This window comes from Ferdinandcohnia jepli (genome assembly GCF_047246645.1).
Classification (GTDB): domain Bacteria; phylum Bacillota; class Bacilli; order Bacillales; family Bacillaceae_L; genus Ferdinandcohnia.
This window is the reverse complement of sequence record NZ_JBFOKR010000001.1, coordinates 373,220-393,729: the sequence shown is the minus strand read 5'-3', so window position 1 is coordinate 393,729 and position 20,510 is coordinate 373,220. Positions and strand designations below refer to the sequence as shown.

The following is a 20,510-nucleotide window of genomic DNA, read 5'->3' as shown; positions in this document are numbered from 1 at the left end:
CCAAGAGGGGCTTTTTTTAATACATCGCTATAAGCTTTCCGGAACCATACGCCTAGCGTATGGTTTTCTTTTAACAAATAAAGTAAAAAAAGCCTTTAAATAGGCTTTTTTTATTCGTCATCCACTTCAGCTTCAACAAGATCGGCAAATAAACCATATACATATTGTTCTGCATCAAATTCCTGAAGGTCATCTACCTTTTCTCCAAGTCCAACAAGCTTTACAGGAATGTTCAACTCATTTCGAATCGCTAGTACAATACCACCTTTTGCAGTGCCATCCAACTTTGTTAGAACAATACCAGTTACATCTGTAGCAGCCGAAAATGTCTTAGCTTGCGTTAAAGCGTTTTGTCCGGTTGTTGCATCCAGTACTAAAAGTACTTCGTGAGGAGCCCCGGGAAGTTCACGTTCAATTACACGCTTAACCTTTTCGAGCTCTTTCATAAGGTTTACTTTGTTCTGTAATCTTCCTGCTGTATCGCAAATTAGCACATCAACATTTCGTGACTTTGCTGCTTGTACAGCATCATACATTACAGCAGCTGGATCAGATCCTTCAGACTGTTTAATTACATCCACACCTACTCGATTTCCCCATACCTCAAGCTGTTGGATTGCTCCTGCACGGAAAGTATCTCCTGCTGCTAAAAGTACAGACTTCCCATCATTTTTTAAACGATTTGCAATTTTTCCAATCGAAGTCGTTTTACCCACACCATTAACACCAACAACAAGGATAACTGTTAATCCTTCTTCCTGGATATTTAACTTAGGGGACTGTTCGTCTCCACTTTTATAAATATCAACCAACTTTTCAGATATTACACCCTGAACTTCTTTTGTATCTTGAATGTTACGTTTCTTTACCTCAAATTTTAATTCATCAATTAGTTCCATTACAGTAGATACACCGACATCTGCAGCTATTAGAATTTCCTCTAATTCTTCAAAGAAATCTTCATCTACTTTACGATAACGTGCAACTAGTTCATTAACACGTTCAGAAAAGTTACTTCTGGTCTTTGTCAAACCTTCTTTAAACTTCTCAGTAACAGAATCAGCTTGTCCAGTAATCTTTTCTTTTAATTTTTTAAAAAAGCTCATTGAAATCCCCTTTCAGATCCGAATTAACAATTACATTTGCATTACTATTTATAAAACATATGAGTTAGGCTAGGTAGTTGCTACAAAGTCCTTTGACTCCTCAAGTCGTACAGAAACTAATTTCGAAACTCCGGATTCTTGCATGGTTACACCATAAAGAACGTCTGCTTCCTCCATTGTACCTTTTCTATGTGTAATCACAATGAATTGTGTCTCCTTACTAAATTTCTTCAAGTATTGGGCAAAACGGAAAACATTCGCTTCATCTAGTGCAGCCTCTACTTCGTCAAGTACACAAAACGGAACAGGGCGAACCTTTAAAATGGAGAATAGTAGGGCAATTGCAGTAAGGGCCCTTTCTCCCCCAGATAGTAAGCTAAGGTTTTGTAACTTTTTGCCTGGAGGCTGTGCCACAATCTCAACACCCGTATTTAATAAATCATTAGGGTCTGTAAGACGAAGATCTGCTCTGCCACCACCAAATAGCGCTTGAAATACAGATTCAAAATGTGAACGAATACTTGTAAAAGTAAACTCAAATCTCTTTTTCATTTCTTCGTCCATTTCTCCAATTACCTTAAATAACGTGTCTTTAGCTTCTTGAAGGTCATTCTTCTGCTCTGTTAAGAAATCATAGCGTTCAGAAACACGGTCAAATTCATCGATTGCACCTAAATTCACCGTTCCTAGTTCTTCGATCGCAAGCTTTATTAGTTTTACCCTCTTCCTAGCTTCAGAAACTTCAATTTGAAGAGGGTATCTTTCTTTTGCAGCATCATATGTCAATAAATATTCTTCACGTAGATGGGTTAGTAGATTTTCTAATTCTACATCCAGTCTATTTACCTTTACCTCTTCATCTTTTAAAATGTCAACTAACTGCTTGTGTTGACGCTTGTCTTCCTTTAATTCTCGTTCTAGATCCTCTAGTTTTGTTTGTAACTGAAGTCGTTGCTGTCGTTTATTACTAATCGTTTGGATTGTATCATTTTTATCATTTGATTTTTTCCTAGCTGCTTCCTCTAATTCAAGTTCGCCTGAATTACTATTGTTCATCTCATTGTCTAAGAATGATAAATCTTCTTCGAGTTCTTTTAGTTTTACTGAGCCTTCAAGATACTCTTTTTCAAATCTATTTACCTTTTCTTGTTGATGTTCAAGCGCTTGTTTCTTTCTCGCTAATACAACTTTTCGTTCAGTAATCTCTGTTTGTACTGTTTCACGAGATGATTGCTGATCATTCTTCTTAGAAGTCAGTTGCGAAATAGTTGTATCAAGTGATTTAAGTTCATCTTCAAGAGTGGATTGATCCTGTTCTAACTCTTTAAGTCGGTTCGTAATTTTTTCTTTTTCTGATTGATATTGCTGCTTCTCATCATCATACAACTCTAAATGTTCATTTACGTTTTTTTCCTTGAGAACTACCTCTCGGATTTCACTTCTTACGGTTTGTTCTTTTAAGCGCAGAGTTTCTCCTGTTTCTCGTAATTTTTCAAGCATTTGCTCCAGCTCTGTTATCTTGCTTTTCTTTTCTTTTACGCTTCCTTCTAGTTCAGAGGTCTTTTCTTCCATTTCAATTAATTTACTTGTAATAGCTTCGAGTTCGCGCCCTCTGCTCAATAGCGAGTTGTTTTTTTGTTTTACAGCTCCACCTGTCATAGAACCACCTGGGTTCACAACGTCCCCATCTAGAGTAACGAGTCGATAGCGGTGCTGAATTAGTTTAGCAAGCTCATTAGCGCCTTTTAAATCGCTAGTTATAATTACCGTTCCGAGTAAGTTTGTCATTATTGAATGATATTTGGAATCGAAGTCTATTAAATCTGATGCAACTCCAATAAAGGCAGGATGTCCCTTAACCCCACTAAGTTGAGCTGATGAAATAGAACGTTCTTTTATAACATTCAATGGCAAAAAGGTTGCTCTACCAAAGGAATTTTTCTTTAGAAATTCAATAGCCGTTCTAGCATTTTTTTCGTGATCAACAACGATATGCTGTGTTGCAGCACCTAACGCTATTTCTATTGCTGTCTCATACTCTTTTGGCACTCTTACTAATTCAGCTATTGCACCCTCAATGCCCGGAAGTTTATCATCTCTAGCCTTAAGAACCTCCTTAACTCCTTGGAAAAAACCTGAGTAATCATCTTGCATTTCTTCCAGCATTTCTTTTCTAGATTTAGTCTGCTGTAGATATTGATAAGCCTGGTAGAGCATACTTTCTTGTTTTTGATAATTCTTTTTGTTATTTTCTAGCTTTACTTGCAGTTCACGATAGGAGACGATTTGATTATTTAACTCTTCCTCAATTACTGAAAGTTTAGTTTGTAGACGTATTTTAGTATCAAGGATTTCATGCCGTTCAGTAACATACTTTTCATTAGATTCATCTAATCGAGTTACCTTATTTTCTTGTTGTACAAGCTGCTCTTGTAAATACCCTGCTTCGTTTCGATAAGACGCTTGTTTATTGAGTAATTCAAAATAATCACTCTTTAAATTTTCAATTTTTTCTTCGATATTCTGGTCATAGGTTAAAAGTAGTTCTTGAATTTCTTTTAGTTGCTCTTCAAGATCTGTAACTTCATCAACAAGTGTGATAAGTTGTTGTTCTTCTATGGTCTTTAGTGTCATTAGTTGGTCAATTTTTTCTGTAAGCTCTATAATAGAGTTTTGAAGTTGACTTTTATTGTGGGAAGCATTTTTCTTGCGTTCCTTTAACACTTCCTTACGACCTTCTAATTTCTCTAGTTCTTCACTCGTTAAAAGCAATAGTTGTTGTAATTCATGAATGTCGTTATCAGTAGTTTCAATTGTACTTCGTAATCCCTCTACCTGTGCCTCTTTTTTTTGCAAAAGGGTACTTAATGAAAGCTCTTGTTCATTATGTTCTTCAATAAGCTTAGAGAGCTTTTGCCATTTTTCATGGAGATTCTCAATTTCAAACACCGTTAGACCGACTTCAATATTTTCTAGTTCTTCCTTTTTCTCTAGGTAATCTTTAGCGATAGATGACTGCATTCGCAATGGTTCAATTTGCGTCTCAAGCTCATGAGTTATATCATTGACTCGATTTAGGTTTTCTTGTGTTTCTGCTAACTTATATTCCGCTTTTTTCTTACGAGTTTTGTATTTCAGTACCCCTGCGGCTTCTTCAAAAATTGTTCTGCGCTCTTCAGCCTTACTACTAAGTATTTCTTCTACTTTCCCCTGAGAAATAATCGAAAAAGCTTCACGACCAAGTCCTGAATCCATAAACAAATCTACTATATCCTTCAATCGGCAAGACTGATTATTTATTAAAAATTCACTTTCTCCAGATCGATAAACACGACGAGTTACACTAACTTCATGATAATCGATAGGTAGAAAATGGTCCTCATTATCCAAGGTTAATGTCACTTCTGCTACATTTAGTGCCTTGCGGCTATCACTTCCTGCAAAAATAATATCTTCCATTTTTGCTCCACGTAAAGATTTTGCAGACTGCTCCCCAAGAACCCAACGAATTCCGTCTGTTATATTGCTTTTACCACTTCCATTTGGACCTACTACAGCAGTAACCCCTGGCACAAAATCAACTGCTATTCTTTCTGCAAACGATTTAAATCCTACTATATCTAAACGTTTGAGGAACATATACTTCACCCTCATTATCCATTAAATTAATTCTATATATCATAAGTCCTACATATTTTAACACAAACTAGATTATTGTAGGATTAATTTTTGTAACTTGGATATATCAATAAGGTCTTATTTTAACCTATTTTATTTCTTTTGTAATAAACACAAAAATACCACAGCTCAACCAGCCGTGGTATTCCTAAAAAAGCAATTACTTATTCTTGAGCTTTTTCAATGCAATTTCTGCTGCATGTTGTTCTGCTTCCTTCTTCGATCTACCTGTACCAATCCCTAATTCTTCTCCATTCAGAGAAACTCTTGAGACAAATTCACGACTATGGGCTGGGCCCTTTTCTTGCAGAACCTTGTATTCTATTACACCACTTGCATCTCGTTGGACTAATTCCTGGAGTTGACTTTTATAATCCATCACATGAGAAAAAGCACCTGCATTTACTTTAGGGATAACTGTAATGTCTAAAAACTGTTTCACAACTTCAAGTCCCTGATCTAAGTATAAAGCGCCGATAAAAGCTTCAAACACATCTGCAAGTAACGCTGGACGTTCTCTACCACCCGTCATTTCCTCACCTTTACCAAGTAGCACATATTCTCCAAAATGAAGTTCATTCGCAAATGTAACAAGGGAAGGTTCACAAACTATCGCAGCACGCATCTTTGTTAATTCACCTTCACTCATAATAGGGAACTTTTTAAATAAAAATTGTGAAATTGTCAATTCTAATACAGCATCACCTAAAAATTCTAGCCGCTCATTATCTTCATGCGGCTTTTTTCGATGCTCATTCACATAAGATGAATGTGTAAATGCCTGAATTAATAGTTTTTCATCATTAAAGTGTATTTCAAGGCGTTCTTGAAATTCTCTGAACTTAGGCACTATCTTACTTCCCTTTTCTTTTTGATTTATCCGTTTCACCTTACGTTACCTCCAAGGAGAAAGCCCCGCATAAAAAACGGGACTTTTCATACTAAAAAAATTATAGCTGGCTTTTTATGTAATTCACAGCGTCACCAACTGTAGAAATTTTTTCAGCCTCATCATCTGAAATTTCCATATCAAACTCATCTTCAAGTTCCATAACTAATTCTACTACGTCTAGTGAGTCTGCACCAAGATCATCCTTGAAAGAAGCCTCTAGAGTTACTGCTGATTCTTCAACACCTAAGCGATCAACAACAATTTTCGTAATTCTTTCTAATACGTCTGCCATTTCTTTCACCTCCCCTCAATATTATATTTCCTTTCAGAAGAAAAAACTAGTAAGCATATTACAAAGCATAGATTATTGTCTAGTTCCAGCGCCAAGCCCCTCGAGTCGCTTCACCCCTCCTGCGGCGGCAACACTAAGGAATGCATCGTGAGGATAATCCTCGCAGGAAAAAAGCTTTGCTTTTTTTCGAGCCTCCTCACTGAAATGCTGAAGCGGCTTGGTCAGAAACGAGGAAATTGGAGACTCCGACAAAAGAGGCGTCTTTTGCCTCTGACGGAGGAGTTGAAATTTCTCGAGTTTCTAGCCGCTGAAGCTGGACAAGTCAGGGTTCCGACGCACAGGACGTGCTAGTGCCGACGTTGCCACAGGACGTGGCGACATTAGTCGGCCAGCTCTTGTCGGACTTGCACAGGACAAGGAATGCTCCGGCAGCATAAGCATCGCACGAAGAAAATGCAAAGCATTTTCGAGGATGTGCTGACATCGACGTTCGCCACAGGACGTGGCGGCTTTTTAGTCGATGTTCCTTTTTCCATGGCGCTTCTACTTTTCTGTATTACATTACCATTCCGCCATCTACATGAAGTGTTTGACCAGTCATATAATTACTATTATTAGATGCTAGAAAAAGAACAACACCAGAGATATCGGTAGTTTCCCCAAATCTTGCTAATGGAATTTGTTTCAACATTTCATTTCTTACTTCTTCAGGTAATTTCTCAGTCATATCCGTAGTAATAAAACCTGGTGCAATAGCATTCACAGTAATATTTCGACTAGAAAGTTCCTTGGCGGTAGTTTTTGTTAGTCCAATTACTCCGGCTTTTGCTGCAACATAATTTGCTTGTCCAGGGTTTCCACTTACACCAACAATTGAAGCAATATTAATGATTTTACCTGAGCGTTGCTTCATCATTTGTCTAGTTACAGCCTTTGTACATAGGAAAACACCCTTTAGGTTGATGTTTATTACATCATCCCATTCCTCTTCTTTCATGCGCATTAACAGGTTGTCTCTTGTAATACCTGCGTTATTTACTAGAATATCTAAACTTCCAAAAGTGGAGATTACTTCTTTCACCATATTCGAAACAGCCTCAGAATCTGAAACGTTAGCTTTTATAGCAAAAGCTTCTTTTCCTAGTGCCTTAATCTCATCTACTACTTGGTTTGCTCTTTCTTCGCTACCAGAATAATTCACAGCAACTTTTGCTCCTGCTTTTGCTAATTCTAAAGCAATTGTCGCCCCTATACCTCGAGATGCACCTGTTACTAATGCAACCTTTCCATCTAGCATATTAGTTCGCCTCCTTTAATGTACGAATGGTCATTTCAAGTGTTCCTACATCGCTAATTGCATATGTTGCTACTCTACGATTTACTTTCTTGATTAGACCGGAAAGGACCTTTCCTGGACCTATTTCAATAAAAGTATCGACGCCTTTATTTAACATGTATTCAACAGAAGCTTCCCATTGTACAGGTGAATATAACTGTTTAATCAGGTTCTCTTTTATTTGAAACGATTCTGTCATTTCTTGTGCATCTACGTTTGCAACTACTGGTATCAATGCATGATTTATATCAATACTATCTAAAACCGTTGAGAGCTTTTCAGCTGCTGGTTGCATTAGAGAGGAATGAAAAGGTCCAGAAACTTCAAGAGGAATTGCCCTTTTTGCTCCATTTGCTTTTGCTTGCTCACATGCCAGTTTTACACCTTCAACAGAACCTGAAATGACGATTTGACCAGGACAGTTTATATTTGCTAATTGAACCGGGTTGCCAGTTGCTGTAATTTCTTCAGTAATCTGATGTAGTTCATCACTTTGCATACCAAGAATTGCTGCCATAGTGCCTTTCCCAGCAGGGACAGCCTCTTCCATGAATTCTCCACGTTTACGAACCGCATACACTGCATCTTCAAATTTTATAGCGCCTGCAGCAACTAAAGCTGAATATTCACCCAAACTGTGCCCTGCAACAAAATCTGGTTTTATCCCAGCTTCTTTAAATTTCTCTAAGATTGCAAAACTTGTTGTCAATAGGGCGGGTTGTGCATTTACAGTGAGTGTTAACTTTTCCTGTGTGCCAGAGAAGATTAGCTCTGTTAAATCCTCTTGCAATTTTTCATCAGCTCTTCTAAATACTTCACGAACTATATCAGAAGAATCTGCTAGTTCCTTTCCCATACCAACAATCTGAGATCCTTGTCCAGGAAATACAAATGCAATCTTACTCATATCTTACTCCCCCTATTCCTTACCTTCTTTATTCATACTTTCTAATGTTATGCGTATAGTACCTGCAACATCCTTCTCGACCATCTCATACGTTTGGCGAACCGCGCTAAACAAACCGTTTTCATCTGATGATCCATGGGCTTTTATCACAGGTGCTTTTAATCCAAATAATCCAGCACCGCCATATTCAGAATAATCCATTGTTTTCTTAATAACTTTTAATTGAGGCATTAATAAACCTGCAGCTATCTTGCTTTTGAGATTACTCGTAAAAGCAGTCTTAAGCATTGAAAACATAGATAGCGCTGTACCTTCAATAGTTTTTAAAGCAACATTACCTGTAAACCCGTCAGTCACTATAACGTCAGCCACACCATCTAACAAGTCCCTGGCTTCGACGTTGCCCACAAAATTTAGGTCAGTAGCCTTAATAAGGTCAAATGCCTGCTTTGTTAGTTCATTACCTTTTTTGTCTTCCGTACCAACATTTAAAAGTCCAATTCTAGGGTTTGTTATTCCACGCACTTTTTCGGAATAGATTGAACCCATAATTGCATATTGTAAAAGATGCTCCGGCTTTGCATCTACATTCGCACCAACATCTAGCATCAAAAACCCTTTTTTATTTAATGTTGGTAATGTAGGTGAAAGAGCTGGTCGATCAATCCCGTCAATACGTCCCACAATAAAAAGACCAGCAGTCATTAATGCGCCAGTATTACCAGCTGAAATACATGCATCCGCTCTACCTTCACTTACTTCTTTCGCCATCAGTACCATCGAGGCATTTTTCTTTCTTCTCACTGCTCTGACAGGTTCATCTGTCGCTTCAATTATCTCTTCGGTATGTATAATCGAAATACGATCATCATTAGTTAAGTATTGACGTATTTTTTTTTCATCGCCGATTAAGGTAATATTCAGATCATTATAATGACTAATTGCTTTCAAAGCACCCTTTACTATTTCTTCAGGTGCATTGTCCCCACCCATTGCATCAATTGCTAGTTTCATGTTTTTATCATTCCTTTGTCAGCATATAAAGAGTAGTCAGCATTTTTGACTACCTCTATTCTAGTCTAGTATGTATTTCAATTTCACTATTTTGTTTGTAAATTTTTACTGGATCGATACATCATAAATTCACCAGAAAAAACTAGTTCATTTCCAACATAACTATTAACTTCTACTAGTGTTCTCCCTTTTTCTTGTCCTAAACTCTTTACTTTTGCTTTTGCAATTATACGTTCACCCTCTTTAACCTGTCTTGTGAACTGAATACTCGCTTTGGCCGTTAAAGCCAGTTCATCATTTATAACAGCCACTGCAAGGGAGTTTGCCTGTGCAAATAAGTGATGTCCTCTTGCAATTTGATTACGTTTAAAAACGTGCTCACTCGTTACCTCAAACATCGAGATTGCACTATGATCAAGTTCTATATCAATAATCTCACCAATCACTTCATCAATTGGTAAAGATTTCACTTCGTTTTCCAGATTTTTCTCAGCAACATGCTTAATACGTTCACGAAGTTCAGGGATTGACAATTCTAATCGATCTAAACGGATTGTTTGAACACTTACCGAAAATTTTTCAGCTAAATCCTCATCAGTTATAAATGGATTAAGTTGTATGGTTTCCTTTAATAGCATTTGCCGTTCTTTTTTGTTTCTTTTCATTTTTTACACCGTCCGCACTCTTAAGACTAGGTACTAATAGTAGTATATAATCTAAAAAGGCAGATTGCAAGAAGAAATACATCTTCAACAATCTGCCCTAATCTAACTTGTCTCCTTCTATAATACCCGATTGTAGTAAATGACTCCTAAGCTGTTCAAAGGAACTATCTACCCAAAACATCTTGGAATTTATGAGTTTACTAGCATCGTCTCTAGCTACCTCTAACGCACGATAATCATGTACCATATCAGCTACTTTAAATTCTGGTACACCACTTTGCTTTTTGCCGAAAAAGTCCCCTGGTCCTCTGAGCTCTAAGTCTTTTTCAGAAAGAACAAATCCGTCATTTGTCTCCGTCATAATTCTCATCCGCTCTTTACCAACTTCGGATTTAGGGTCAGCCATAAGAATACAATACGATTGTTCACTGCCCCGTCCAACTCGACCTCTTAATTGATGCAGTTGAGACAATCCAAATCGCTCAGCATCATATATAACCATTATTGTCGCATTTGGAACATTTACTCCAACTTCAACAACAGTAGTTGAGACTAATACCTGTACATTATTCTCACTAAATTGCATCATTACATCTTCTTTTTCATCTGATGACAATCTGCCATGCATTAATCCAACTTTCCATTTATTTTGGAAATGGAATGTGAGCATGGAGTGGACATCGATTGCATTTTGAACATCCAGTTTGTCTGACTCCTCTATAAGTGGACAAATCACATAAGCTTGTCTACCTTTGGAAAGCTCTTTTTCTATAAAAGACAGTATGCGATCAAGCATTTCATGCTTTACCCAATAGGTTTCTATAACCTTTCTTCCAGCAGGCATTTCATCTATAACTGACACATCCATTTCTCCAAAAACAGTAATAGCCAACGTTCTTGGAATAGGTGTGGCGGTCATAAAAAGCACATCAGGACTTTCACCTTTTTCCCGTAAAACCCTACGCTGCTCAACACCAAAACGATGCTGTTCATCAGTTATAACAAGCCCTAACTGTTTAAAATTCACTTCATCCTGAATAAGCGCATGGGTACCAACAAGAATATCAACTTCGCCCTTTTCAAGTTGTTCTAGTATTTCCCTACGTCTTTTTCCTTTTACAGAGCTTGTTAGCAGCTGAATATTCACTTCATAGCTTGAGAATAACTCCTTAAGTGAATGAGCGTGTTGCTCTGCCAATATTTCGGTTGGAACCATTAGGGCACCTTGGTAACCCGAAAGTATTGCGGCATATAATCCAATGGCTGCTACAACAGTTTTTCCTGAACCAACATCACCTTGTAATAGACGGTTCATTCTGTAGGGTGACCTTAAGTCATTTACAATTTCTGATATAACTCGATTTTGAGCACTTGTTAGAGGGAAAGGCAAGCTGCTTGTAAACTTTGTAAGGTCATCATCTGTAAACCCCATCGCCTTTCCAGCTGATTGCTCTCTTTCGAATTTCCGTAACGCTTGCATCTTTAGTTGAAAAAGTAAAAATTCCTCGTAAACAAAGCGTCTTCTCGCTTGTTTTAAATCATTGTGGCTAACTGGATTGTGCATAATTTTTATTGCATCTTTTTTAGGCAACAGTTTATATTTTTTTAATAAAGGTTGTGGAATGTTATCCTCGATGTGTTCCCCATACTGTTGTAATGCTAAAGCTATAAACCGTTTAATACCTTTACTAGTAACCTTACCTTTAATCGAGTAAACTGGTTCAATACGGTTATCCTTTATCATTGGTGAAAAGACAAGCTCACTTACTGTGATTGTTTGTCTATGCTGATCCCATTTCCCTGTAAGGGTAATTGTATCATGTAGAGTAAGCTTATTTTTAAAATATGGGCGATTAAAACATGTTGCCGTTATTAAATAGCGACCAACCAGGACTCTGAATGTTAATCGTGAACGTTTTCGACCGTAATACGTCAATATCGGTTCACTATGAACCTTACCTTCAATTGTAATTTTTTCATCATGCCTAACCTCTGCAAGGTCACGGAGACTATAATCCTCAAATCGATAAGGAAAGTATAAAAGTAGGTCTTCAATTGAAAATATATTCATCTCATTTAAATGAAGTGCTGTTTCGTCCCCAATTCCCTTTATCTGGTCAATAGGTAACAGAAGTTGATTACTCACTTTTATTTAGCGATATTCCAAAGATCTTCGCTTCGAGAGCACGACCTGTTGGAGTAGCCGCTAATCCTCCTTGTGCAGTCTCCTTAAGAGCTGTTGGCATTGATTGACCTATTTTATACATCGCTTCAATTACTTCATCACATGGTATTCTGCTAGTAATTCCTGCAAGTGCCATATCTGCAGCAACCATTGCATTTGCAGCACCCATCGCATTTCGTTTTACACAAGGTACTTCAACAAGCCCTGCAACAGGATCACATACAAGACCTAACATATTCTTGAGTGTGATTGCCATAGCTTCAGCAGATTGTTGAGGTGTCCCACCAGCTAATTCTACGATTGCTGCAGCTGCCATCCCAGCCGCAGAACCCACTTCAGCTTGACAACCTCCAGCTGCACCAGAAATTGATGCATTATTTGCTACAACAAAACCAAACGCACCGGCAGTAAATAAGAAATGTACCATTTGTTCACGAGTAGGATTTAATTTTTCCTTTACAGCGAAAAGTGTTCCAGGAACAACACCAGCAGAACCTGCTGTTGGAGTTGCACATATAGTACCCATAGCAGCATTAACTTCATTTGTTGCTACAGCCTTACTTACTGCATCTAATACCGTACGTCCTGTTAGAAAATTACCTTTTTTCATGTATTCCTGCAATAGAACAGCATCTCCACCAGTTAATCCTGAGTGAGAACGAACACCCGATAACCCCCGTTCGACTGCTTGCTCCATTACCTCAAGGTTTCTCTCCATTTGAGAAATAATTTCCTCTTGAGATTTACCTGTTACTTCAACCTCTTGCGAAATCATAATCTCTGCTATTTTCATATTTTTTGTGTTAGCAAGCTCTACTAATTCTGCAACATTACGAAACATCGTATTCCTCCTTGCTATGAAAAGCGTCTGCGCTTAATAAAAAAGTGGTTCAAACTCATGAAGAGGTTACTAATACCACATTTTTTAGCTTTTTGTTGGATAATCCACTTAATCAATTCTCACGAAATTAGATGCTACGAAACTTATAAAAAAATTAATCAACAATCTTAGTAACTTTTAAAATATTTGGAAGCGAGGATAATTCATCTAGAACAAACTGGTCTATGTTTTGGTCAACCTCGATTGTCATTAACGCCTGCATTCCTTTTTCTTTTCTTGCCACTTCCATATGACCTATATTAATAGCATATTTTGCAAGTACATTTGCAACACCTGCTATAGCACCATAGCGATCGTTATGAACAACAAGAATAGCAGGGTGATTACCTGATAGGCGGAGTTGAAACCCGTTTAGTTCTGTAATTTCTATTTTACCTCCACCAATTGAAATACCTACTAGTTCGAGTTCAGCCTCATCATCACCAATAAGTACTCTAGCCGTATTTGGATGATCTGTTATTGCATCTTCCTCTATAAATGTAATGTCGATCCCGGCTTTGTTAGCTATATCTAAAGAGGTTTTAATTCTTTCATCAAAAGTATCAAAATCCAGTAATCCACCAACTATCGCCACATCAGTTCCATGCCCCTTATAGGTTTCTGCAAAAGATCCATAAAATGATATCTTGGCCCATTTAGGCTCACGACCAAAGAGACTTCGGGCAACTCTTCCTATTCTGGCAGCACCTGCCGTGTGTGAACTAGAAGGCCCAATCATTACAGGACCGATAATATCAAATACACTACGATACTTCATATATTTTCCCCCCTGCTATTACTGTTCTATGGAGTTTGGTCAAACTTGGTTACAAATTTTTTATTAATTTATATATAGTGAAAAATATCCCTAGACATCGAAATAGAAGGGATTAACCCTTCTATTTTATATGTTCTATTCGATTGAAAAAATAAAGGCATATAGCGGTTGATTTCCGTTGTGAACCTCAACCTCGATGTCTTCATATTCAGATTCTAGGTAGTCAACCAGAGAATTCACATCATCTTCTGAAGCATCTTGTCCATAAATGATGGTTACAATTTCATCCTCATCGGTTATGATATTCGCTAAAAGATCTTTTGCTGCCTGGAATTTTTCAGGATTGGTTACAACAATTTTACCATCCGCAATTCCCATAAAATCATCTTTTGAAATATCAATTCCGTCTATATTTGTATCTCTTACAGCATAGGTAATTTGTCCAGTCTTCACATTACCTAGTGCATCCTTCATTGATGACTCATTATCAGTCAGTTCAACTGTTGGATTAAACGCCAATAAAGCGGTCATTCCTTGAGGAACTGTTTTAGAAGGTACAACAATCACATTTCCTCCTACAACTGTAGCTGCTTGTTCGGCAGCCATAATAATATTTTTGTTATTAGGAAGAATAATATAATTCTCAGCATGTACTGATTCAATTGCTTTAACAAAGTCCTCAGTACTTGGATTCATTGTTTGCCCGCCTTCAATTACCGCGTGTGCTCCTATACTTTTAAACAACTCTGAAATACCCGAGCCCATCGCAACTGTTATTATACCATATTTCTCTTTTTCCTTGGTACGTTTTTCTACAGCCACTTGTTGGTGTGCTACGTCTTCGTTTAGGATAGTTGTATGCTGTTCACGCATATTTTCAATCTTCATATTAATTAAGCTTCCGTAACGCTGACCATAAGATAATACGTTGCCCGGTTGCTCTGAATGTATATGTACTTTAACAATATCATGGTCAGAAATTACCAATAAGGAATCTCCGTACTGACTTAGATCCTCGCGGAATTTGTCTTCTGAGAATGGATTTGATTTTGTTTTTTCTTCTTGGAATTTTACCATAAACTCGGTACAGTAACCGAACACAATATCCTCTGTATTCATATGACTTTGAACACTTTTGTGATGTTCTGCATTTACTAACTCATTCATATTAGGCGAAGTAACAGTCATGTCAGAGATTGTTTCACCTTTTAATTCAGCTAAGAATCCTTCATAAACCAAGAGAAGGCCTTGACCACCACTATCCACAACTCCAACTTCCTTTAGAACAGGCAGTAGGTCAGGGGTTCTATTCAAGGATGCTTGAGCTTCCTTCACAACCTCTTCCAATAACGCAATAATATCTGTTTCTTTTTTTGCAACTACAACTGCACGTTTAGCTGCATCTTTAGCCACAGTTAAAATTGTTCCCTCAACAGGTTTCATAACGGCTTTATAAGCTGTTTCAACACCCATTTCTAATGCATGTGCAAATTCAGCAGCTGACACTGTTTCTTTTTGCTCTATAGCCTTAGAAAAACCTCTGAAAAGCTGTGATAAAATAACTCCAGAATTTCCTCTAGCTCCCATTAATAACCCTCTTGCTAGAGATGAACCTACTTTACCAATGTGAGTAGACACATTATTCTTTACCTCTTTTGCACCAGATGTCATAGAAAGATTCATATTCGTACCTGTATCTCCATCTGGAACAGGGAAAACGTTAAGCGCATCCACCATCTTTGCATTATTGGATAAGTGATTAGCACCTAAAATCACCATTTCTGCAAAACGTTTTCCATCTAATGTAGTAATTGACACTGAATTTTTCCTCCTCTTTATGGGTTCGTTACACGAACTCCTTGCACGTAAATATTAACCGAGTCAACTGCAAGTCCGACTGTTTGGTCTAATGTATACTTCACCTTAGATTGAACATTATGGGCAACCTCAGAAATTTTCGTGCCGTAACTTACAATTATATACATATCAATATGTACTTCATCATTTTCTTGACGAACAACAATACCACGGGCAAAATTTTCTTTTCGCAATAGTTCAGATATTCCATCTTTTAATTGTTTTTTTGATGCCATCCCAACGATCCCATAACAATCTATTGCAGCTCCTCCTGCAACTGTTGCGATAACCTCGTTAGAAATATCTATTTGTCCGTACTTCGTTTTTAATTCGATGGACATGTCAGTTCCCCCTTTATAATTGTTCACCTTGGCTACAGTCATTTTACTATAATATAGCTATTTTTGAAAGTAATTCATATGAATACCTATTATAGTCATTACCTTTTATTATACAACTTTTTAAAATTTCTATGTCAAGTGGTTTTTCTATAGCCTGCTCAAACAATATTCCACGCTCCTATCATTCCCTAAAACACATACTATCAACTATTGCAATATCCCATTAGGTGTGATAAATTATAAAAGTATTTCTATGTAAATAGTTACATGAATGATTGTTGCTTGTGCAGGTTAGGAGGGAAATAGAATGGCACGTAAATGTGTAATCACAGGAAAGAAAACTACAACTGGTAATGCTCGTTCTCATGCGATGAACGCATCTAAGCGTAAGTGGGGAGCAAACCTTCAAAAGGTTCGTATTTTAGTTGACGGTAAACCAAAACGCGTCTATGTTTCAGCTAGAGCTTTAAAATCTGGAAAAGTAGAACGCGTGTAATACGAAAAGCGTAAGCGCCTTGCTTAGAAACGAGGAAACTGGAGACTTCGACTAAGAGGCGCTCTTTGCCTCTGTAGGAGGAGTTGAAGTTTCTCGAGTTTCTAGGCGCTGAAGCTGGACATATAAACGCAAAAAAAAAGCACCTAATGAGCGGTGCTTTTTTTTATTCCCCTTTTTTGAAAGACCCTAACATTGCACGGACGATTCCGCCTAAGAACTTTGGTAACTTGATTGTATAAAATTTCATACTTTCCCTCCTCAATGCAATATCCGCGTACCTTTTCATTGAAATTCAAACTACACTTTATAATTATATTCAGATGAAAATAAAGAGTACCTTAGCATAATAAATTAATAGTAAGCTTCTTACCATCATTCATATGCCAAATGGAATAAAAAAAGTACAATACAAAAAATATAAGTTCATTACTAATACATAGTGACGAGTTGTGAATAATATACCAAAAACCTTTAGTAACCAATAAAAAAAGAACAGATTCTCTCTGTTCTACATACCTCGTATCTTTGATATCGCTTCTTTTCGATTTTCTTGATTATAGATAGCAGATCCAGCTACTAACACATTTGCTCCCGCATCTACACAAAGTTTTGCAGTTTCTACATTTACTCCACCATCAACTTCAATCTCTACTGAAAGATTGTTATTCCTGACTATATCTGAGACCTCTTTGATTTTTGGAAGTACAGAATGTATGAAAGCTTGTCCCCCAAAACCAGGGTTTACAGTCATAAGTAAAACCATATCAATATCCCCAATTATATGTTTTATTGAATCAACTGTAGTTGCTGGATTCAATACAACCCCCGCTTTGACTCCATAGGATTTAATTAGTTGAATAGTTCTGTGAAGATGGGGACATGTCTCAACATGAACTGTGATATAATTTGCACCAGCCTTTGCAAAAGCTGGAATATATGCATCTGGGTTTTGTATCATTAAATGAACATCTAATGGTAATGATGTTATAGGTCGAATTGCCTCTACAATTAATGGACCAATTGTAATGTTAGGAACAAAATGTCCATCCATTACATCGACATGAATATAATCCGCTCCACCATTTTCTACATCCTTTATTTCTTCGCCAAGCTTTGAAAAATCTGCTGACAGTATGGACGGTGCTATTTTAATCATCTTAATACCTCGGCTTTCTATCTTTAATTTCTTCTAGAAAACTAACGTAATGATCATATCTAAACTGTTGGATATCGCCTTCCTCTACTCCACGAATGACAGCACATTTTGGTTCAGAAGTATGAGTACATCCTCTGAACTTACAGTTTGAGCCATGATCATAAATTTCAGGAAAACAATATGCTAATTCATCTGTCTCAATAGTCGTAAACTCTAATGAACTAAAACCTGGTGTATCTGCTAAAAGACCATTTCCTACTTCAATCAATTCAACATGTCTAGTTGTATGTTTTCCTCTTCCTAATGAAGTCGAAATATCATTTGTTTTCAATTCAAGATCAGGTCGTAAGGAATTTAGCAGTGACGACTTACCAACACCTGACTGTCCAGCAAATACAGAAATTTGACCATCTAAGAAAGGAAGTAATCTGTCCACTCCATCCTTAGCTTTTGTAGAGGTTAACAAAACATCGTAACCGATGTCTTTATAAGTTGATGCGTAGTTGTTGATTTTTGCTGACATATTTTCATTTGTTAAATCGGTTTTACTAATACAAATAATTGGTTTTATGTCATTAAATTCAACTAAAACAAGAAAGCGATCTAAGAGTAATGGACTGAAATCTGGTTCTACTGCTGAAAAAACTAAAATCGCTTGGTCTACATTTGATATAGGTGGACGAATCAATTCATTTTTCCGTTCAAATACCTCTAAAATATAACCATCTGTTTCGTTTTCAGCTTGATAGACAACATTATCGCCAACTAGCGGAGTTACTTTATTCTTACGAAACACTCCCCGCCCACGACATTGTATTATTTCTCCATCTTCATTTCGGACATAATAAAAACCACTTAGTGCCTTAATGATTTTGCCTTCTGGCATAGTTTCACTCCTTGTTCTAGTTTCATTCAAAACGTCTTATTTTCACAACAACACAGTACTAGTGAGTAGGCTCTCACTAGTACTGTACTTTTACTCTGATGGATATTCGATTACCTTAACCTCATCATCAAGCAGTCTTCCGTCAATAATTACCATATACCTAGCTACTGAATCTGGATTAATCTCAAAAATGATCTCAATAGATGTATTACTTGTTATTTCAAACTCATCGTAAACATCATTGATTGAATTATTTGCATCTTCAATCTTTACTTGTACTTTTTGAGGCAGCCCTTCTTCATTAGCAGTAAATGGAATATTTATTTTTTGTTTAACAGTTTTAGGTTCTTTCGGTTCTTTTCCTTTAGACATAATAACTTTTACTTTATCGTTTTTTGTTATTTTTGTTCCTTTTGCAGGTGTTTGGGAGATTACATGACCTTCTGCTACATCATCAGAAAACTGTTGGTCTGAGTAATCTATATTTATACCAGTTTCTTCGGCATAAGCAAGCAGAGCATTCTCCGGGAAACCTGATAAATCTTTAAGAGTAATAGTTTCTGGTCCCTTACTCACCTCAAAAATTACTTCTGTCTCGTCAGGAACAACTAATTCTCCCTCTTCTATCGACTGGCTGAGAATTGTGCCGACAGGACTATCATCAAACACATCTTCAGGAATGATAGCTAAAAAGTTATCTAAACGTTCTTTTGTTTCTTCAATGTCTTTACCCACATAATAACCAAATTCAACCTTCTTCTTACCTGTACTTACGTATAAATTAATAGTTGTTCCTTCAACGGTGGATCGATTTGCTTGTGGGTCAGTTTTTATAACATAACCTTCCGGGATATCTTCATGATCTTGTTCTTTTTTGTCACCGATTTTAAATCCAGCTTCCTCTAATATCTCAACTGCTTCATCATATTCAACGTTAGTTACATCAGGTACTTGAACATCCTCAGGAGAAAATAAATCGGGTATGATTGTAACTGCAGAAATACCAGCCGCTATTAGCAAGAAAAAAACAATCCCCAAAGTAACCAACAGCTTGTTTTTCTTTTTCTTAGGCTTCTGCTGCTGATTATTATCTGCTTGTGTATTTTTAGGCACTTCACTTACAACCGTTTCCTTCTGTATTTCATCCTTAATAATTGGAATTGCCTTTGTTACTTCATCATCCATTGTCGGAACAACAAATTTTTCTTCATTCAAACGATCAGGATATAAAGCAGTATTCAAGTCTTCTTCCATCTCATCAACCGTATCATAACGATGAAAAGGATCTTTTGCAGTTGATTTCAATATGATATTTTCCACACTTTGTGGAATTGTAGAATTCCATCTTTTCGGTGATGGAGTCTCTGATTGAAGATGTTTTAGTGCAATTGATACTGCCGATTCACCTTCAAAAGGTACACGACCTGTAACCAATTCAAACATCACAATACCTAATGAATAGATATCTGATTTTCTTGTAGACATACCACCTCTAGCTTGTTCAGGTGATAAATAATGGACAGAACCGAGTACCGAATTAGTTTGGGTAATAGTAGTTGAGCTTAACGCTACAGCTATCCCGAAATCAGTAACTTTTACAGTACCATCATGATCAATTAAGATATTTTGTGGTTTTATATCTCTGTGAACAATTTGATTTTGATGGGCATGTGAAATTGCTGATGTCAATTGTCGCATAATATTTATTGCTTCTCTAGGATGAAGCGGAGCATTTCTCTGTATGTATTGCTTTAAAGTTTGACCAGGAACATATTCCATTACAATATAATAAATGTCTTCTTCTTCTCCAACATCGTAAATACTTACAATATTAGGATGAACAAGGCTAGTTGCAGCATGTGCCTCTCTTCTAAAACGCTTGATAAATTCTTCATCATTTGAAAAGTCTAAACGAAGTACTTTTATGGCAACATCCCTTTCAAGAATTACATCTCTTGCAAGGTAAACATTTGCCATTCCGCCTCCACCAATGACTTCAAGTATTTTATAACGTCCGCTTAATCGTCTTCCAATGAGCATA

18 protein-coding genes are annotated in these 20,510 nt (G+C 37.0%); 1 reads left to right on the top strand and 17 read right to left on the bottom strand.

Annotated features, from left to right (window positions below; all coding sequences use genetic code 11):
* Window positions 1-110 precede the first annotated feature (110 nt).
* The 13 genes from ftsY to AB3M96_RS01940 form a co-directional block, all read right to left on the bottom strand.
* Window positions 111-1,106 carry a signal recognition particle-docking protein FtsY gene (gene ftsY / locus AB3M96_RS02000; RefSeq protein ID WP_412965877.1) on the bottom strand — a complete coding sequence of 332 codons (996 nt, stop codon included), beginning with the start codon at window positions 1,104-1,106 and terminating at the stop codon, window positions 111-113.
* Window positions 1,107-1,175: 69 nt separating this feature from the next.
* Window positions 1,176-4,745 (bottom strand): chromosome segregation protein SMC, encoded by a 3,570-nt coding sequence (smc, locus tag AB3M96_RS01995; protein ID WP_412965876.1) that lies wholly within the window; start codon window positions 4,743-4,745, stop codon window positions 1,176-1,178.
* Between the two features lie 199 nt (window positions 4,746-4,944).
* Entirely contained in the window at window positions 4,945-5,673 is a 729-nt protein-coding gene (gene rnc, locus AB3M96_RS01990) for a ribonuclease III (protein WP_412965875.1), read from the bottom strand.
* Between the two features lie 61 nt (window positions 5,674-5,734).
* Window positions 5,735-5,968, bottom strand: a complete 234-nt coding sequence (locus AB3M96_RS01985) for an acyl carrier protein (RefSeq protein WP_412965874.1) — start codon at window positions 5,966-5,968, stop codon at window positions 5,735-5,737.
* Between the two features lie 556 nt (window positions 5,969-6,524).
* Complete coding sequence (gene fabG / locus AB3M96_RS01980; protein WP_412965873.1) at window positions 6,525-7,265, bottom strand: 3-oxoacyl-[acyl-carrier-protein] reductase; 741 nt, start codon at window positions 7,263-7,265, stop codon at window positions 6,525-6,527.
* A 1-nt stretch (window position 7,266) separates the two neighbouring features.
* Window positions 7,267-8,211, bottom strand: a complete 945-nt coding sequence (fabD, locus tag AB3M96_RS01975) for an ACP S-malonyltransferase (RefSeq protein WP_412965872.1) — start codon at window positions 8,209-8,211, stop codon at window positions 7,267-7,269.
* Window positions 8,212-8,223: 12 nt separating this feature from the next.
* The gene (gene plsX, locus AB3M96_RS01970) at window positions 8,224-9,225 is read right to left on the bottom strand and encodes a phosphate acyltransferase PlsX (RefSeq protein ID WP_412965871.1); all 1,002 of its coding nucleotides are present in this window, start codon (window positions 9,223-9,225) and stop codon (window positions 8,224-8,226) included.
* 86 nt (window positions 9,226-9,311) lie between these two features.
* Window positions 9,312-9,890, bottom strand: coding sequence for a transcription factor FapR (fapR, locus tag AB3M96_RS01965; RefSeq protein ID WP_412965870.1), 579 nt, complete (start codon window positions 9,888-9,890; stop codon window positions 9,312-9,314).
* Between the two features lie 97 nt (window positions 9,891-9,987).
* Complete coding sequence (gene recG, locus AB3M96_RS01960; protein ID WP_412965869.1) at window positions 9,988-12,036, bottom strand: ATP-dependent DNA helicase RecG; 2,049 nt, start codon at window positions 12,034-12,036, stop codon at window positions 9,988-9,990.
* A complete protein-coding gene (sdaAA, locus tag AB3M96_RS01955; protein WP_412965868.1) occupies window positions 12,029-12,916 on the bottom strand; it encodes an L-serine ammonia-lyase, iron-sulfur-dependent, subunit alpha in 888 nt (295 codons plus the stop codon). Before sdaAA ends, recG begins: the two co-directional genes overlap by 8 nt.
* Before the next feature lie 154 nt (window positions 12,917-13,070).
* Entirely contained in the window at window positions 13,071-13,733 is a 663-nt protein-coding gene (gene sdaAB / locus AB3M96_RS01950; protein ID WP_412965867.1) for an L-serine ammonia-lyase, iron-sulfur-dependent subunit beta, read from the bottom strand.
* Window positions 13,734-13,868: 135 nt separating this feature from the next.
* Complete coding sequence (locus tag AB3M96_RS01945) at window positions 13,869-15,551, bottom strand: DAK2 domain-containing protein (RefSeq protein ID WP_412965866.1); 1,683 nt, start codon at window positions 15,549-15,551, stop codon at window positions 13,869-13,871.
* A gap of 17 nt (window positions 15,552-15,568) precedes the next feature.
* Complete coding sequence (locus AB3M96_RS01940; RefSeq protein WP_412965865.1) at window positions 15,569-15,931, bottom strand: Asp23/Gls24 family envelope stress response protein; 363 nt, start codon at window positions 15,929-15,931, stop codon at window positions 15,569-15,571.
* A gap of 307 nt (window positions 15,932-16,238) precedes the next feature.
* Between AB3M96_RS01940 and rpmB the strand changes: the two genes are divergently transcribed.
* The gene (gene rpmB, locus AB3M96_RS01935; protein ID WP_412965864.1) at window positions 16,239-16,427 is read left to right on the top strand and encodes a 50S ribosomal protein L28; all 189 of its coding nucleotides are present in this window, start codon (window positions 16,239-16,241) and stop codon (window positions 16,425-16,427) included.
* A 163-nt stretch (window positions 16,428-16,590) separates the two neighbouring features.
* On the opposite strand, the gene spoVM is transcribed toward rpmB, so the two are convergent.
* The 4 genes from spoVM to pknB form a co-directional block, all read right to left on the bottom strand.
* Window positions 16,591-16,674 (bottom strand): stage V sporulation protein SpoVM, encoded by an 84-nt coding sequence (gene spoVM / locus AB3M96_RS01930; RefSeq protein ID WP_412965891.1) that lies wholly within the window; start codon window positions 16,672-16,674, stop codon window positions 16,591-16,593.
* Between the two features lie 261 nt (window positions 16,675-16,935).
* Window positions 16,936-17,583 (bottom strand): ribulose-phosphate 3-epimerase, encoded by a 648-nt coding sequence (gene rpe / locus AB3M96_RS01925; protein ID WP_412965863.1) that lies wholly within the window; start codon window positions 17,581-17,583, stop codon window positions 16,936-16,938.
* Between the two features lies 1 nt (window position 17,584).
* Window positions 17,585-18,469, bottom strand: a complete 885-nt coding sequence (rsgA, locus tag AB3M96_RS01920; RefSeq protein WP_412965862.1) for a ribosome small subunit-dependent GTPase A — start codon at window positions 18,467-18,469, stop codon at window positions 17,585-17,587.
* Window positions 18,470-18,559: 90 nt separating this feature from the next.
* Window positions 18,560-20,509, bottom strand: coding sequence for a Stk1 family PASTA domain-containing Ser/Thr kinase (gene pknB / locus AB3M96_RS01915; RefSeq protein ID WP_412965861.1), 1,950 nt, complete (start codon window positions 20,507-20,509; stop codon window positions 18,560-18,562).
* Window position 20,510 lies beyond the last annotated feature (1 nt).

What these genes read in the sequence shown, in the direction of transcription:
- sdaAB (WP_412965867.1), bottom strand. Translation starts at nt 13,733, where the DNA reads ATGAAGTATCGTAGTGTATTTGATATTATCGGTCCTGTAATGATTGGG.
- rsgA (WP_412965862.1), bottom strand. Translation starts at nt 18,469, where the DNA reads ATGCCAGAAGGCAAAATCATTAAGGCACTAAGTGGTTTTTATTATGTC.
- AB3M96_RS01985 (WP_412965874.1), bottom strand. Translation starts at nt 5,968, where the DNA reads ATGGCAGACGTATTAGAAAGAATTACGAAAATTGTTGTTGATCGCTTA.
- plsX (WP_412965871.1), bottom strand. Translation starts at nt 9,225, where the DNA reads ATGAAACTAGCAATTGATGCAATGGGTGGGGACAATGCACCTGAAGAA.
- fabG (WP_412965873.1), bottom strand. Translation starts at nt 7,265, where the DNA reads ATGCTAGATGGAAAGGTTGCATTAGTAACAGGTGCATCTCGAGGTATA.
- smc (WP_412965876.1), bottom strand. Translation starts at nt 4,745, where the DNA reads ATGTTCCTCAAACGTTTAGATATAGTAGGATTTAAATCGTTTGCAGAA.
- rpmB (WP_412965864.1), top strand. Translation starts at nt 16,239, where the DNA reads ATGGCACGTAAATGTGTAATCACAGGAAAGAAAACTACAACTGGTAAT.
- pknB (WP_412965861.1), bottom strand. Translation starts at nt 20,509, where the DNA reads ATGCTCATTGGAAGACGATTAAGCGGACGTTATAAAATACTTGAAGTC.
- ftsY (WP_412965877.1), bottom strand. Translation starts at nt 1,106, where the DNA reads ATGAGCTTTTTTAAAAAATTAAAAGAAAAGATTACTGGACAAGCTGAT.
- fabD (WP_412965872.1), bottom strand. Translation starts at nt 8,211, where the DNA reads ATGAGTAAGATTGCATTTGTATTTCCTGGACAAGGATCTCAGATTGTT.
- spoVM (WP_412965891.1), bottom strand. Translation starts at nt 16,674, where the DNA reads ATGAAATTTTATACAATCAAGTTACCAAAGTTCTTAGGCGGAATCGTC.
- rpe (WP_412965863.1), bottom strand. Translation starts at nt 17,583, where the DNA reads ATGATTAAAATAGCACCGTCCATACTGTCAGCAGATTTTTCAAAGCTT.
- sdaAA (WP_412965868.1), bottom strand. Translation starts at nt 12,916, where the DNA reads ATGTTTCGTAATGTTGCAGAATTAGTAGAGCTTGCTAACACAAAAAAT.
- fapR (WP_412965870.1), bottom strand. Translation starts at nt 9,890, where the DNA reads ATGAAAAGAAACAAAAAAGAACGGCAAATGCTATTAAAGGAAACCATA.
- AB3M96_RS01940 (WP_412965865.1), bottom strand. Translation starts at nt 15,931, where the DNA reads ATGTCCATCGAATTAAAAACGAAGTACGGACAAATAGATATTTCTAAC.